A 13,590-nucleotide genomic window follows, 5' to 3' on the forward strand; every position below is an offset into this window, starting at 1 on the left:
CTGCTCAGGTTCTTATTAAAAAATATAGGGCGCTAGTGCAGTTAATATTACCAGGTTGCTTTGCTGGCAAATTGCTAAAATTAGTGGCGCTCTCCTTTGTCATTGCAGCTCCTGTTGCCTGGTATGCGATGCATAAGTGGCTCAATCATTTTGATGATAGGATGGCTGCCCACTTGTGGTGGTTTATACTTGCTGACGCCATCGGTATCTTAGTGGTCATAATCTGGGGTGGCTGGCAAGCGGTAAAAGCTGCCGGGTAAACCCGGTCAGCCTGAAAACAGAGTAAGCTACCCTTAATAGTGCCCACTACTAAATTCAGTTAACTGTTAAAATGTAGTGATTTGTTTAATAATATTTGCCTACTTACTAGTAGGTAGGTATCTTTGTGGCATGCAAACACGCGATAAAATCATTCAAATCGGCGATGAACTCATTCGTAAAATTGGGTATAATGCTTTTAGTTTCAGTGATATATCCAAAATTTTACAAATAAAAAACGCGTCCATTCATTATCATTTTCCGACTAAATCCATGTTGGTCATTTCCATTATACAGAAGCATTTGTATTTATTAGAGCGGTTTAAAAAGACAGTATCTGATAGAACAGCTACAGACAAAATGATACAATTTCTGGCGGTATATGCCATGGGTAGGTCCAATAGTAAGATCAGCATTCTGGGGGCGCTAGCTAATGACTATTATACCTTTGACACACCTATTCAAAACGAATTAAAACTACTGATGGAAAATACCCTGAACTGGTTAACAGAAACCCTTAAGGAAGGTAAAACTGACGGATCATTCCATTACCCCATGGATCATAGAACAAAAGCTACCATGATTATCACCAACCTGCTAGGCGCAGAAAAGTTGGCCAGGATCACTTTTAGCCACGATTTTCAGGAAATTAAGGAAACCATTTTATCAGAATTAATTAAATAAAATCATGAGAAGAGTCGTCATAACCGGTCTAGGAGTACTGACCCCTATTGGTAATAACGTACCAGATTTCTGGGAGGCTTTAAAGCAAGGCAAAAGTGGTGCAGGTCTCATCACCAGATTTGACCCCTCCAGGTTTAAAACAAAGTTTGCCTGTGAGGTTAAAAACTTTAATCCATTAGACTTTATGGATAAATCTGACGCCAGAAAATACGACGCCTTTACGCAATACGCACTCGCCACTGTCCAGCAGGCGCTAAAGCAGGCAGACGTCGATTTTGAAAAACTAGGTAGAAACAGAGTGGGCGTTATCTGGGGATCTGGCAATGGCGGTATCACCACCTTTGAACAACAGATCACTGAATTTAATGCAGGTGACGGCACGCCCAGGTTCAGTCCATTTTTTATCCCAAAGATCATCACTGATATTGCTGCAGGTGTCATTTCTATTAAATACGGGCTTAGAGGCGTAAACTTTGCGACCGTGTCTGCTTGCTCAACGTCCAATACGGCCATTATTGAAGCCTTTAACTACATAAAATGGGGAAAGGCAGATATGATCATTACTGGCGGTTCAGAAGCTTCTGTGTCGCAGGCTTCAGTTGGTGGATTTAATGCAGCAAGGGCGCTTTCAACCCTTAATGAGAGCCCGACTGAGGCCTCAAAGCCCTTTGACGTAAATAGAGACGGCTTTGTGATTGGGGAAGGTGCAGGTGCTATTATATTGGAAGAGCTGGAGCATGCCAAAAAAAGAAGTGCGCATATTCTGGCAGAAATTGCTGGTGGTGCAATGGCAGCCGATGCTTACCACTTGACAGGCACGCATCCCGATGGTGAAGGCGCTATTTTGGGGATGAACTTAGCACTGCAAGACGCGGAGATTACTGAGCAGCAGATTGACTACCTGAATGCCCATGCTACTTCCACTCAGCAAGGTGACACCAGTGAATTAAGAGCCATTGCCAGCGTATTTAGGGCCAATAGTCATTTAAATATCAGTGCGACCAAGTCCATGACAGGTCATTTATTAGGCGCTGCAGGTGTAGTGGAGGCGATCGCTTGTATAAAGGCGATCACCGATCAGATAGTCCCACCTACCATCAACACGAAAATGGTTGATCCCGAGTTTGACGGCCGCTTTAATCTTACCTTAAAGACCGCCCAACAAAAACGGTGAACTATGCCATGAATAACACCTTTGGGTTTGGGGGCCACATTGCTACCAGCATCTTCAAACGCTTTGATGGATAACATTAAGTCTTAGCATTTATTGAACCCACCTTTGATTACAATAAGTAATCATTGCCCGGCTGTGGCTAGCGTCTGGCCGGGCAATGCTTGTTTATAGCCAAGGCAAACGGCCATTTTTATATTATGCAGCTGTATTGTGTTGCTGTTATGTGGTGCTTTCTTGTCCCCTGGATCTTATTCATCTAGTCCCCGCTCTGCTAATGTTGTATTGTTGGTTCATATATAGATTAATGCGGGTTTTGATACGAGCTTGTTTATTAAATCTGATGTCAATGCGACTTTGTTTTCTATATAGGGTTGCTCCTGAAAAGTAAAATGGTGCAATTGTATATCCTAGATTAAATAGTGCTAAACCTATACCGGATAAAATGAGGTGATTTCAATATTTTCTATACCAGCTACATTGTACGAAACCTCATGGTAGCTAAGCGAAGATTAATCTTCACTTAAACTTACCCCTTCGGTTTATCAGGCTTCACAGACTCCTCCAATGAAGACGCCTCCACCTGTTTGGGTTTACCCTCCGACTGAGTACCGCAGCCGGACATTATTTTTAAGCCTTCGGCTAATATATTTTTAGCGGCATTAATATCCCGATCATGATGTGCTCCACAAGACTGGCAGGTCCACGACCTGTCAGCCAGGGTCAGATCCTGCTTAATCCAGCCACAGCCAGAGCAGGTCTTACTGGATGGATAGAACCGGTCTATTTCAATATAGACCCGGTCATGCCATGCACATTTATATTTTAGTTCTGTACGAATCCTACCTAAGGAAACGTCCGCCAGGGATTTAGCCAGATTATGATTTTTGATCAGATTTGCAACAGCAAGATCTTCTGCACACAGTATATCATGGTTCTTGACAATCTCTGTAGTTATTTTGCTGATAAAATCCTTTCTCATATTGGCTATCCGCTCATGAAGCAACGCCACCTTTTTTCTTTGGCGTTGCCTGGAATTACTTCCTTTTTGCTTCTTTGCAAGCTGTCTTTGTTCATAGGCAAGCTTTTTCTCAAGTGATTTAAATGCTTTAATATTTTTGTATATGGTCCCATCTGATAAGATAACCGCCTCTTTTATGCCCAAATCAATTCCAGCCTGTTTACCGGTCTTCTCAAATGTTTTTTTTGTACCTGCTACAGTAAGAGATACATAATATTTATCCGTAGGTGTTCGTGAACAATCCTTCAACCCTTATGGTTTTACCTGGCAATATTACCAGGTAGTTTGCAAGCATAGTTCTAACCAATTAAATTGCTCCATAGTCGCTTTTGAAAGATCCAGCAGGTTGCCATTATTGTATTAAAGTACCTTTCATGGGTAAGAGAAAATCAAACCTGTTTTCGCATTATTTATTTATCTTTGATAGTATGCAGTGCCTGGAAGCATTTTGAGAATGTATTTTATTGATATTGTGTTATGTATGTTTATTTTGAGTAGGAGTCTATACCGCTTTTCTGCGCACAATTGAAATCGCTTATACAATCAATAATATAACTCAGCTGTTGTTAAATTGGCTTTTTTTGTTATGAATAAGAAAATAGTCTTCCCATGAAAAGAAATAGCACCATACAGAAGCAGACGACTTTTTTCGTTATGCTGGTCTTAGGGGTTTCACTGAGTTTTATAACAACAGTAGCTGGACAATCTTACAGTGGGATATATAAAAACGTTTGGCATTATAAAAATGACGCCTTGGAAACCACTTCTTATCAAAAGATACTCTTTTTAAATGATTCGACCTGCTTATTTATAAACAGTGACCGTCCAGATGACTTACAATTTAATTCAACAGGACCCAATATTGCAAGGTATATTGGTCGTAAAATTGTATATAAAGGACAGCCTAGATGGTTTATTGTGCGTGATGATGCAAATATAGGCTACCGGATAGCTGCCAGTACATTTACAGATACCTCCGGCAGGCTGGATTTTTATCAGGCAGTTAATTATAATTGGGCGCTAGACCCTAATAGCAAAATACCGGAACCCTCAAAAAATCCTTATGAGATCTATGAGTTACAATTTTTCAAAGATTCTTTTTATGTAAGTGCTATTAGAACCTTTCAACCAGATAATGGGGATCTTGGTATGCACTATAAGATAAAGAGCATTGCATATAATCATAGTAATACGCAAAGGCTGCCAAAGATGGATCCTCGTCAAGTTATCCAAAAGAACTGCACCTTAACTACCTCTGATATGCAGCATTTTTGCACAAACTGCTTTTTCCCGGCCACTGTAAAGTCAGATGTTGACGGTAGGTATATTCCCATTAGTGAAAATATCGCTGGCAACACGATGGAAGCGCGCTTTAAAACAGGGGAAAGTGTACTGGTTCAAAAGGGTACTTACATGAATTATGCGTTTATAGTGACCACGGATAACCAAAACCATATCAAAAAGTACGGGTGGATCTTAAGAAGTCAGCTAACCCCTAAAGAGGCCATTTTGCATTGATCACCTGCCTGCTCAATGAAAGTACATAGCTTCATAAATATTGGGAGCAGGACGCCAGGCTGTGCTGCTTACGCTCCCACCCCATAAATAAATGTAAATATCCCTCTAAGCCTATGGCAAACCATTTAATTGCTGTATCTTACAGGTGCATTCAGGATGTATTTCTGATCCCTTAAAATTCAGTCTTATGGAAAAGCGCTTTTCAAATGTAGACGCCTATATTGCCAGTTTCCCTCCAGATATCCAGATGTTGCTTGATGATGTACGTAGTACCATCAAAAAAGCTGCACCGGAAGCTACGGAAGGTATCAGCTATGGCATCGCCGCCTATCACTATAAAGAGCAGCCCCTGCTTTATTTTGGGGGATTCAAAAAGCATATTGGCATTTTTGCTACCCCGGAGGCGCAACAGGAATTCCAGGAAGAACTCTCGGATTACAAACAAGGCAAAGGTTCTGTCAAGTTTCCTTTTAGTAAGCCGCTGCCATTACCTTTGATTACCCGTATCGTGAAATTCAATCGGCAGCGCCTAAAAAATAGCCCGAAAACCGGGTCAGGCAAAACGTCCAAAAAATAGCACAGAAAAATTAGGGAAAAATAGCCCTTAAAGATAGTACCTTTGTGGCGCGGCTTATTTTGCCTATAAATGTAAATGATAGAAAAGTAATGGGTAAATTCTTAAAACAAATAGCAGAATATCTATATATAAAGAGAGACAAAAACAAACCTAAGCCCAGTATGTATCTTAGAATGATGCATGGCATGAACCGCATCTCCATTGTTGTCTTTTTACTGGCATTGCTATTTTTACTCTTCAGGTGGATCTTTAAGTAGGACAGTCGCCAAGTCAAGTTAACAAGTTCAATTGAGCTCGCTTAATAAGCTGAACCAGTAATTGAATGGGAAAAACACTTTAGGGCATGCTACTGCTCAATGGACATCACATCCTTAATAAGTCCTAAAATCGGCATTTGCCATTGCTGTTGCCTTTGTTATGCGCTTAAATCCGCCTTCACGTTAATTTAGTTGATCCATACTTTTAACACCGGTAGGCCTATCGGTGGTCGCCATCTGATCGGTGTTAACCGCATCCAATTGACCCGTTTTTGCACGCAGCGCGGCTGCAGATTGCTGCCTAAACGAAAAATACCGTTGGGAAAAATAAGTAAAGGACACGACTATAACCGTCATTAAGATATAGGAAGGCGTTGGATACCAATGGAAAACCTCCACAAACAACTTCAGGATCCCATAATTCAGGAAAATATTCAGGATCAGAATCGTAAAATACCTAAAGAGCTGAATACGTCTTCTCAAATGAGAGCCCGGGAAAACCACGAACAGATTCAGATAAAAGCCGATCGGAAAAGTAACGCAAAAAGCAGAAATAAAAGAAGCCACATAAGGCGTTAAAACAAACCCGAAAGGCATATGTGCCAAATCTTTATGGTAGACAAAATGGTAGAAAAACGTAAAAAGCAAAATATTAAAAGCCTGGTTTCCGCCGCCACAGACTGCATAACGAAAGGTCTGGGCAGGCAAAAAGCGCCTGAAGGGCGGATAAAAATAATCCACCAAGGCTAAAATCGCATTTTTAAGTTTATAATGGAGCTTCAACATGAATCAGTCGCAAATGTATACCAGAAAATAATAATAACCACCTGAGTTGCAAAATGATTTACATCTTTTTAGCATCTTTTTTTCATACCTATAAAAGCCGGAAAACCAACCAGGAAATCACCTAAATTGTGCCATTTTTTACCCTTTAAAACTCTATTTGTTATTCCTTGCTAAACAAATTATTTTTGCCCACAGAAATAATACCCAATGAATATCATTATACAGATAAAAACTGCTGCGGCAGCCACCATCGAATCCTTATATGGCCTGGAGCTTTCCCCGGAAGCGGTGCTGATCAACCAGACCAAGCCGGAGTTTGAGGGTGACTATACAGTAGTGCTCTTTTCCTTTGTAAAAACACTTAGAAAGTCACCGGAAATGCTTGGCGCAGAAATCGGCGCTCAAATCGTAAAAGGCTGGCCTGATTTGTTTACAGGGTATAATGTTATTAAAGGGTTCCTCAATCTGACTGTAGCCGATAGCTACTGGCAGACATTTGCCCTGGACAACCAGGCCAATGCTGATTTTGGCAGGTTACCAGCTACTGGCAAGCGGGTAATGGTAGAATACTCCTCTCCTAATACCAATAAACCACTCCATTTAGGGCATTTACGCAATAATTTTCTGGGATATAGTATTACAGAGATTCTAAAGGCGGCCGGTAATGCCACTTTCAGTTCCTGCGTGGTAAATGACCGGGGTATCCATATCTGTAAATCGATGATCGCCTGGCAGATGTTTGCAGCGGGTGCCACTCCAGCATCGACTGGCATCAAAGGTGATCACTTTGTGGGGCAATACTACGTCAAATTCAATGACGAGTATAAAATTCAGGTGCAGGCACTGGTAGACAGCGGTATGGAAAAAGAATTGGCAGAAAAACAGGCGCCCATTATGGAAGCAACTCAGCAGATGCTGCTGGACTGGGAAGCCGGAGAACCAGCCGTTATAGAACTTTGGAAGAAAATGAATAGCTGGGTCTATACAGGATTTGATGCCACTTATCAGATGATCGGCACTCGTTTTGATAAAGTCTATTATGAAAGCAATACCTATTTACTGGGTAAAGACCTGGTAGAATCCGGACTGAAAAAAGGGGTTTTCTACCAAAAAGAAGACGGCAGTGTCTGGATTGATTTAACCAGAGACGGGCTGGACGAAAAACTAGTCAGAAGAAGCGACGGTACATCTGTATATATTACACAGGATATAGGTCTGGCAGAAGAAAAACAAAAAGAGTTTAATATACAGGAAAGCATTTACGTCGTTGGAGATGAACAAAATTACCATTTTAAGGTCCTGAAGCTCATTTGCCAAAAACTAGGGCTGCCTTCTGCTGACGGCATCTATCATTTAAGTTATGGTATGGTAGAGCTGCCTTCAGGGCGAATGAAAAGCCGGGAAGGCACCGTGGTAGATGCAGATGAACTGATCGAAAGGATGATCTCCATTGCCCGGCAGAAAACAGAAGAACTGGGCAAAGTCAGTGATTTTAATGAAGCGGAACTGGTATCCTTATACAATATGATCGGACTAGGCGCCTTAAAATTTTTCCTACTAAGGGTAGATCCTAAAAAAAAAATGTTGTTTAATCCAGAGGAAAGTATTGATTTTCATGGCTTCACTGGTCCATTTGTCCAATATACGCATGCCCGTATCAAAAGCATCTTAAGGAAACTTAAGGCAAATGAAACGCCGCAGGCTGATAAGCCAACAACAAGTGACACTACCTCAGCGGCGCCACTGTTGGTGGCAGAAAAGGAAGTGTTGGTGGCCCTGGAGCAATATCCAGCTCTTATACAGGAAGCGGCCACTGAACATGACCCCTCCAAAATCGCCATTTATGTATTCAACCTGGCCAAACTTTTTAATGCGCTGTATGCTGAACATTCAATTCTAAATGCAGAAAGCGTAGAGAAAAAGGCATTAAGGACTAAAATTGCCCTGCTTACCGGAAACACCATAAAAAGTGCTATGGCTTTATTAGGTATTGAAGTGCCTGAAAGAATGTAGGTTAAACAATTTTTTATTCTTTAATTGTCTTATAATTATTTGATTTTGAGTTTATAAACTCCTTTTATTAATATTTTATTTTAATTAAAATGGTTACTTATGATACTACATGAACCGCAGCGCCTAATTAAATAATGCAGATCGGTGGATATCTTAAGCGAGTATATTTAAATTAATAAAATGTAATAACTATAATAACCTGATAATTAATATTTTATTAGAAATCTTACGGGCCATTAATTCATAGATGTGCTATTAAAACAATGGTGATTTTGACGGGTATAAATGGCACCCATTTTAAATATATGGAATCTTACCCTACCTTTGCAGCACTGAAAATCAAAAATTGTTGTCCTTAAAAATATAAATAAGCACATTATGGCAGATATTTTTGCACGACTGCTGCAAGACTCAGGGCCGCTTGGCCAACACCGCGACAGAGCGCATGGTTACTTTGCCTTCCCTAAATTGGAAGGAGAATTAGGAAGTCGCATGAAATTTATGGGCAAAGACGTGATCGTCTGGAGCCTGAATAATTATTTAGGGTTGGCCAACCATCCAGATATCCGCAAAGTAGATACAGAAGCCGCCGCTGCATACGGTCTGGCCTACCCTATGGGTGCCAGAATGATGAGCGGAAACACCGCCAAACATGAAGAGCTGGAAGCCCGCCTGGCAGCATTTGAGGGAAAAGAAGACGCCATTTTACTGAATTATGGTTATCAGGGGATCATGAGTGTCATTGATGCTATTTGTGGCAGACATGACATTATTGTCTATGACGCGGAGTGTCATGCCTGTATTATGGACGGTATGCGCATGCAACTGGGTCATAAGTTTGTATTCAAACACAATGATATCCAGGACTTTGAAAAACAAATGGATCGCGCCACTGCACTGGCCGAAAAACAGGGCCAAGGTGGCATCCTGGTCATTTCTGAAGGTGTTTTTGGTATGGCTGGTGATCAGGGAAAAATCAAAGAAATCGTTGCCTTGAAAGGAAAATATGATTTTCGCATTCTGGTGGACGATGCGCATGGCTTCGGAACACTGGGTGAAAAAGGTGCTGGTGTGGGTGAAGCCCAGGATTGCCAGGACAAAATTGATCTGTACTTTTCCACCTTTGCCAAGTCCATGGCCTCTATTGGAGGCTTTATCGCTGGCGACAAAGCCATCATGGATTATATCCGTTATAATATCCGCTCTCAAATCTTCGCCAAGAGTTTACCTATGCCTTTTGTGATTGGTAACCTCAAAAGACTGGATATGTTACAGACCATGCCTGAGCTTAAAGAAAAACTCTGGCATAATGCATTAAAATTGCAAAACGGTTTAAAAGAAAAAGGATTTGATATTGGAGAGACCAATACACCGGTAACCCCAGTTTATATGAAAGGCGGCGTCGAAGAAGCCACAGCTATGGTCATGGATCTAAGGGAAAACTACAGCATATTTGCCTCTATCGTGGTCTACCCTGTTATCCCTAAAGGTCATATCATTTATAGATTAATCCCTTCAGCCGCTCATACGGATGAAGATATTGAACAGACCTTAATTGCCTTCAGCGAGACGAAAAAGAAACTGGACGCCGGTGCTTATAAGGTCGCCGAGATTCCAGATGACTGGCGTCATGCCAAGGCATCAGACTGCTAGGCGTCTCTGTTTATACAATATCTATATGGACTAAGGAGGTTTAAAGTTAAGCGGCTGCATTGGACAATTCAGGATTTAAATTAAAATGTACAATTTAATTTATACATTGAATTTAAATGAAAGGAACAGCACAGCGGATAGCTTTAAACCTCTTTTTACAATAATAAAAGTGACCAGGTACCAAAGTATTGCAATGAATCACAGATAAACAACAGATGAGCACAATTAAAAACTATTTTTCGCTGGTAAAATTTGCGCATACCATCTTTGCCCTGCCTTTTGCCATGATTGGCTTTACGCTGGGGGCAGTCGTGGTTTACCAGCAGGGCAGTCTGACTGGTAAGGACATCCTGATCAAATTACTTTTGGTGTTGCTTTGCATGGTCACCGCCAGAAGTGCAGCCATGGCCTTTAACCGTTATCTGGATCGCCATTTTGATGCCCAGAACCCAAGAACGGCCATCCGGGAAATCCCCAAAGGCATTATCTCTGCAGGCAGCGCACTTCGCTTTACCATTGTAAACTGCCTGCTATTTATGGCAGCAACTGCTTTTATCAATCCCATTTGCCTGACCCTTTCGCCCGTGGCTTTATTTGTCATCCTGTTTTACAGTTATACCAAAAGATTTACCCCTTTATGTCATTTGGTGCTGGGACTAGGGCTCTCACTGGCTCCTATAGGTGCTTACCTGGCGCTCACCGGCGTATTCTCCCTGCTGCCCATCTTATTTTCACTGGCAGTCATCACCTGGGTCAGTGGTTTTGATATTATCTATGCCATGCAGGATATAGACTTTGACCGGTCTCAAAGTCTGCATTCTATTCCCACTGCCCTGGGGGAGCAAAGGCGCTTAGGACCTCTGAGCTGTTACATGCTTTTAGTTGCGCCTTTGTGATAACAGCCGGTATTTATGGCCATTTTTCATGGTTATACTGGGTGGGCATTGCCGTTTTTATTGGCATGCTTATCTATCAGCACTTATTGGTAAAACCTAGTGATCTGAGCCGGGTTAATATCGCCTTTATGACTGCAAATGGTATAGCAAGTGTGGTATTTGGCTGTCTGGTCATAGCAGATATAATTTTCCTTTAAAAAGCATACATATGGGCAGAATCATCTGTATTGATTATGGAGGCAAAAGAACCGGGATCGCTGTTACGGACCCCTTGAAAATCATTGCCAGTTCACTGACGACCATCCCGACTACAGAATTTATTCCCTTCCTGAAAAATTACTTTGCAACAGAAGCCGTAGAGCTGATTCTTATCGGTCTGCCTAAAAACTGGGATGAATCTGATACGGACGCCACGGCTATGGTAAAAAGAGCTATTACCAAATTGAAGAAACATTTTCCGGATAAACCGATCCAGACAGTGGATGAAAGATATACCTCAAAAATGGCCAGCCAGGCCATGGTCTTAATGGGCATGAAGAAAAAGGACCGCCAGAAAAAAGGAAATACTGACCAAATAGCGGCTACGATTATGTTACAGGAATATTTGGGTCATCAGATTTAAGAAAATTAGCCTAACTTTGCGCTTTAACAAATAAGCATAATAAGCGTAAAGACCCGAAAAATCTATCAAATTACAAACTTATAATATATATGCAATTACCCATTATCGCCTACGGTTCGCCCATACTCAGAAAGGTGGCGCGCAACATAGACCAGGATTATCCGGATCTGAAAAAACTGATCGAAGACATGTGGGAGACTTTATATGCCAGTAATGGTGTTGGTCTGGCCGCCCCTCAGATCAACCGGGATATCCGTCTGTTTGTGGTGGATAGTGAAGTCATTTTCAATAATCTGGAGCCAGAAGATGAAACTTATCCAGATGCCCCTGGCCTAAAAAGGGTATTTATCAATGCGAAGATCAAAAAACTGGAAGGGGAACCCTGGCCTTATAATGAAGGCTGTCTGAGTATCCCCAAAATCAATGAAGATGTGACCCGGCCAGCCTCCGTTACCCTGGAATACCTGGATGAAGACTTTCAGCCACACACGGAGACCTTTATCGGTATCACGGCCCGCATCATTCAGCATGAATATGATCATATTGAGGGTAAACTTTTTATTGACTACCTTAAACCCCTTAAAAAGAAAATGTTACAGCGCAAGCTCACGGACATCTCCAAAGGGAAAATTCAGGTAGGTTATAAAATGCTCTTCCCTAAATAGCCCAAAGATACAAGGCCGGCAAGCGGTGCTTACCGGATCTAAATAATTTTTACAGGGTTGTGCCTTAAATTAGGTACAACCCTTTATCTTTATATTCTTTATATTTCTTGATAATCTTTAGCCTTATAAGATAAATCGGCGAAAGTAAAGAGCGCATCCATTCTTGTCTGGTTGAAAAGCAGACAAGGACGAGCTAAAAGCAAGAAAAGGGCACAAGAAAAGGACATAAAAAAGGCAAAGCAAAAGCAATGAAAAACTATGAAAGAAAAATACTAAGATCACCAGCCGGATACAAAGTTCAATGACGCCCAATAAAACACCACCAGCAGCCCCATTATTTTGTTCAACAACTGAATTAAAATCAGTTAGCCGCCTGCTGCAAAGGAGTCTACCCGTAATGCTCGTGCTATTATGCTGGCTGGCTCCGGCTACGCGCAGCCAGGCACAATTTGTACAACAGACAGACAGCCTAAGACCAGGCGACACGATTCTTGCCAATCAAAGTCTGACCTTGCCCGTTGTCATTGTAAATTCTGTGAATGCCGGACAATTGATCAGAAGGATTAAAAATGACACCAGCTTTTATAAGGCATTTAAGACCCTTCATATCCTAAGTTACCACTCCAGCAACCATATTGAGGTCTACAATAAAAAAGGCAAGGTAAAGGCCAGTTATAAGAGTCAGGCGAATCAAATCCGCCAGGGTAACTGCCGGACAACACAAATTGAGCATCAAGAGACAACCGGCGATTTTTTTGATCGTAAAGGCGGATACAATTATACCGTTGGGGAACTCTATGCCGGTCTGTTTTTTGCCAAGGGTAAGGTCTGTGGTGAAAATAATATTGTCAAAGGACAAATGAATTTTGAAACCAGTGGCCTGTCTGGAATTGAAAAGAAAAAGGAACAACTTAAAATGCTGTTTTTTAATCCAGGCAGAAAAATACCTGGGATTCCATTTATCGGAGATAAATTGGATCTTTATGATAAAGATGCCCTGCAAAAGTACAATTACCGCCTGGACACCATCACCTATGGAGCTCATCATGGTTATGAATTTACCATCACGCCTAAACCCGGCGCCCGCGGCGTCGTCATTGATTATATGCGCACCATTTTTGATGCAGAAACCTTAAATGTCCTGTACCGCTCCTATTCGCTGAGCTATAAGGCGGGCGTCTATGATTTTGATGTTAAAATGCAGGTCAAACTAGACATCAGACAAGGCCTACTTGTACCCGTTCAATTATATTATAAAGGCAATTGGAGCGTTCTTTTTAAAGGAAGAGAAAGAGCCAGTTTCTCGGCCAGCCTCTCCGATTTTCATTAATGGCTAATGGCGCTGCCTGGCAGGTACCCATATAATCCTTAACCCATTCATAATCCCACATAATCCCCAATAATCCCTCATAATCCCTCACAACTCTCCTAATAATCATTTTCGGCACCTTGCGAAGGTTGCTGCTGTA

General features: G+C 41.6%; 13 protein-coding genes and 1 pseudogene. 12 read left to right on the forward strand and 2 right to left on the reverse strand.

Annotated elements, in window-relative coordinates:
• The first annotated feature begins 35 nt into the window (after window positions 1-35).
• The 3 genes from FSB73_RS19180 (at window position 36) to fabF (ending at window position 2,116) form a co-directional block, all read left to right on the forward strand.
• Complete coding sequence (locus FSB73_RS19180; RefSeq protein ID WP_146785892.1) at window positions 36-260, forward strand: hypothetical protein; 225 nt, start codon at window positions 36-38, stop codon at window positions 258-260.
• A gap of 130 nt (window positions 261-390) precedes the next feature.
• Complete coding sequence (locus FSB73_RS19185) at window positions 391-942, forward strand: TetR/AcrR family transcriptional regulator (protein ID WP_146785895.1); 552 nt, start codon at window positions 391-393, stop codon at window positions 940-942.
• 4 nt (window positions 943-946) lie between these two features.
• Window positions 947-2,116, forward strand: coding sequence for a beta-ketoacyl-ACP synthase II (fabF, locus tag FSB73_RS19190; protein ID WP_317132810.1), 1,170 nt, complete (start codon window positions 947-949; stop codon window positions 2,114-2,116).
• Between the two features lie 526 nt (window positions 2,117-2,642).
• Here the strand turns inward: fabF and FSB73_RS19195 are convergent.
• The gene (locus tag FSB73_RS19195; protein WP_146785898.1) at window positions 2,643-3,383 is read right to left on the reverse strand and encodes an RNA-guided endonuclease TnpB family protein; all 741 of its coding nucleotides are present in this window, start codon (window positions 3,381-3,383) and stop codon (window positions 2,643-2,645) included.
• A 360-nt stretch (window positions 3,384-3,743) separates the two neighbouring features.
• Here FSB73_RS19195 and FSB73_RS19200 point away from each other — a divergent pair, with 360 nt between their 5' ends.
• The 3 genes from FSB73_RS19200 (at window position 3,744) to FSB73_RS19210 (ending at window position 5,486) form a co-directional block, all read left to right on the forward strand.
• The gene (locus FSB73_RS19200; protein WP_146785901.1) at window positions 3,744-4,652 is read left to right on the forward strand and encodes a DUF1800 domain-containing protein; all 909 of its coding nucleotides are present in this window, start codon (window positions 3,744-3,746) and stop codon (window positions 4,650-4,652) included.
• Window positions 4,653-4,839: 187 nt separating this feature from the next.
• Complete coding sequence (locus FSB73_RS19205) at window positions 4,840-5,229, forward strand: iron chaperone (protein ID WP_146785904.1); 390 nt, start codon at window positions 4,840-4,842, stop codon at window positions 5,227-5,229.
• A 44-nt stretch (window positions 5,230-5,273) separates the two neighbouring features.
• Complete coding sequence (locus FSB73_RS19210; RefSeq protein WP_146785907.1) at window positions 5,274-5,486, forward strand: DUF6728 family protein; 213 nt, start codon at window positions 5,274-5,276, stop codon at window positions 5,484-5,486.
• A gap of 183 nt (window positions 5,487-5,669) precedes the next feature.
• Here the strand turns inward: FSB73_RS19210 and FSB73_RS19215 are convergent, their stop codons facing one another.
• Entirely contained in the window at window positions 5,670-6,272 is a 603-nt protein-coding gene (locus FSB73_RS19215; RefSeq protein ID WP_146785910.1) for a GtrA family protein, read from the reverse strand.
• Between the two features lie 207 nt (window positions 6,273-6,479).
• Between FSB73_RS19215 and argS the strand changes: the two genes are divergently transcribed.
• The 6 genes and pseudogenes from argS (at window position 6,480) to FSB73_RS19245 (ending at window position 13,451) form a co-directional block, all read left to right on the forward strand.
• Window positions 6,480-8,285 carry an arginine--tRNA ligase gene (argS, locus tag FSB73_RS19220; RefSeq protein WP_146785913.1) on the forward strand — a complete coding sequence of 602 codons (1,806 nt, stop codon included), beginning with the start codon at window positions 6,480-6,482 and terminating at the stop codon, window positions 8,283-8,285.
• A 378-nt stretch (window positions 8,286-8,663) separates the two neighbouring features.
• Window positions 8,664-9,938 carry an aminotransferase class I/II-fold pyridoxal phosphate-dependent enzyme gene (locus FSB73_RS19225; RefSeq protein ID WP_146785916.1) on the forward strand — a complete coding sequence of 425 codons (1,275 nt, stop codon included), beginning with the start codon at window positions 8,664-8,666 and terminating at the stop codon, window positions 9,936-9,938.
• 215 nt (window positions 9,939-10,153) lie between these two features.
• Window positions 10,154-11,031: pseudogene (locus FSB73_RS19230) on the forward strand (UbiA-like polyprenyltransferase).
• A gap of 11 nt (window positions 11,032-11,042) precedes the next feature.
• The gene (ruvX, locus tag FSB73_RS19235; RefSeq protein WP_146785920.1) at window positions 11,043-11,456 is read left to right on the forward strand and encodes a Holliday junction resolvase RuvX; all 414 of its coding nucleotides are present in this window, start codon (window positions 11,043-11,045) and stop codon (window positions 11,454-11,456) included.
• 89 nt (window positions 11,457-11,545) lie between these two features.
• Window positions 11,546-12,121 (forward strand): peptide deformylase, encoded by a 576-nt coding sequence (def, locus tag FSB73_RS19240; RefSeq protein WP_146785924.1) that lies wholly within the window; start codon window positions 11,546-11,548, stop codon window positions 12,119-12,121.
• A 301-nt stretch (window positions 12,122-12,422) separates the two neighbouring features.
• Entirely contained in the window at window positions 12,423-13,451 is a 1,029-nt protein-coding gene (locus FSB73_RS19245) for a hypothetical protein (RefSeq protein ID WP_146785927.1), read from the forward strand.
• Window positions 13,452-13,590 lie beyond the last annotated feature (139 nt).

The sequence above is a fragment of the Arachidicoccus ginsenosidivorans genome (genome assembly GCF_007971385.1).
In the GTDB taxonomy this organism is placed as follows: domain Bacteria; phylum Bacteroidota; class Bacteroidia; order Chitinophagales; family Chitinophagaceae; genus Arachidicoccus; species Arachidicoccus ginsenosidivorans.

What these genes read in the sequence shown, in the direction of transcription:
- FSB73_RS19185 (WP_146785895.1), top strand. Translation starts at nt 391, where the DNA reads ATGCAAACACGCGATAAAATCATTCAAATCGGCGATGAACTCATTCGT.
- fabF (WP_317132810.1), top strand. Translation starts at nt 947, where the DNA reads ATGAGAAGAGTCGTCATAACCGGTCTAGGAGTACTGACCCCTATTGGT.
- FSB73_RS19200 (WP_146785901.1), top strand. Translation starts at nt 3,744, where the DNA reads ATGAAAAGAAATAGCACCATACAGAAGCAGACGACTTTTTTCGTTATG.
- FSB73_RS19205 (WP_146785904.1), top strand. Translation starts at nt 4,840, where the DNA reads ATGGAAAAGCGCTTTTCAAATGTAGACGCCTATATTGCCAGTTTCCCT.
- FSB73_RS19215 (WP_146785910.1), bottom strand. Translation starts at nt 6,272, where the DNA reads ATGTTGAAGCTCCATTATAAACTTAAAAATGCGATTTTAGCCTTGGTG.
- argS (WP_146785913.1), top strand. Translation starts at nt 6,480, where the DNA reads ATGAATATCATTATACAGATAAAAACTGCTGCGGCAGCCACCATCGAA.
- FSB73_RS19225 (WP_146785916.1), top strand. Translation starts at nt 8,664, where the DNA reads ATGGCAGATATTTTTGCACGACTGCTGCAAGACTCAGGGCCGCTTGGC.
- ruvX (WP_146785920.1), top strand. Translation starts at nt 11,043, where the DNA reads ATGGGCAGAATCATCTGTATTGATTATGGAGGCAAAAGAACCGGGATC.
- def (WP_146785924.1), top strand. Translation starts at nt 11,546, where the DNA reads ATGCAATTACCCATTATCGCCTACGGTTCGCCCATACTCAGAAAGGTG.
- FSB73_RS19245 (WP_146785927.1), top strand. Translation starts at nt 12,423, where the DNA reads ATGACGCCCAATAAAACACCACCAGCAGCCCCATTATTTTGTTCAACA.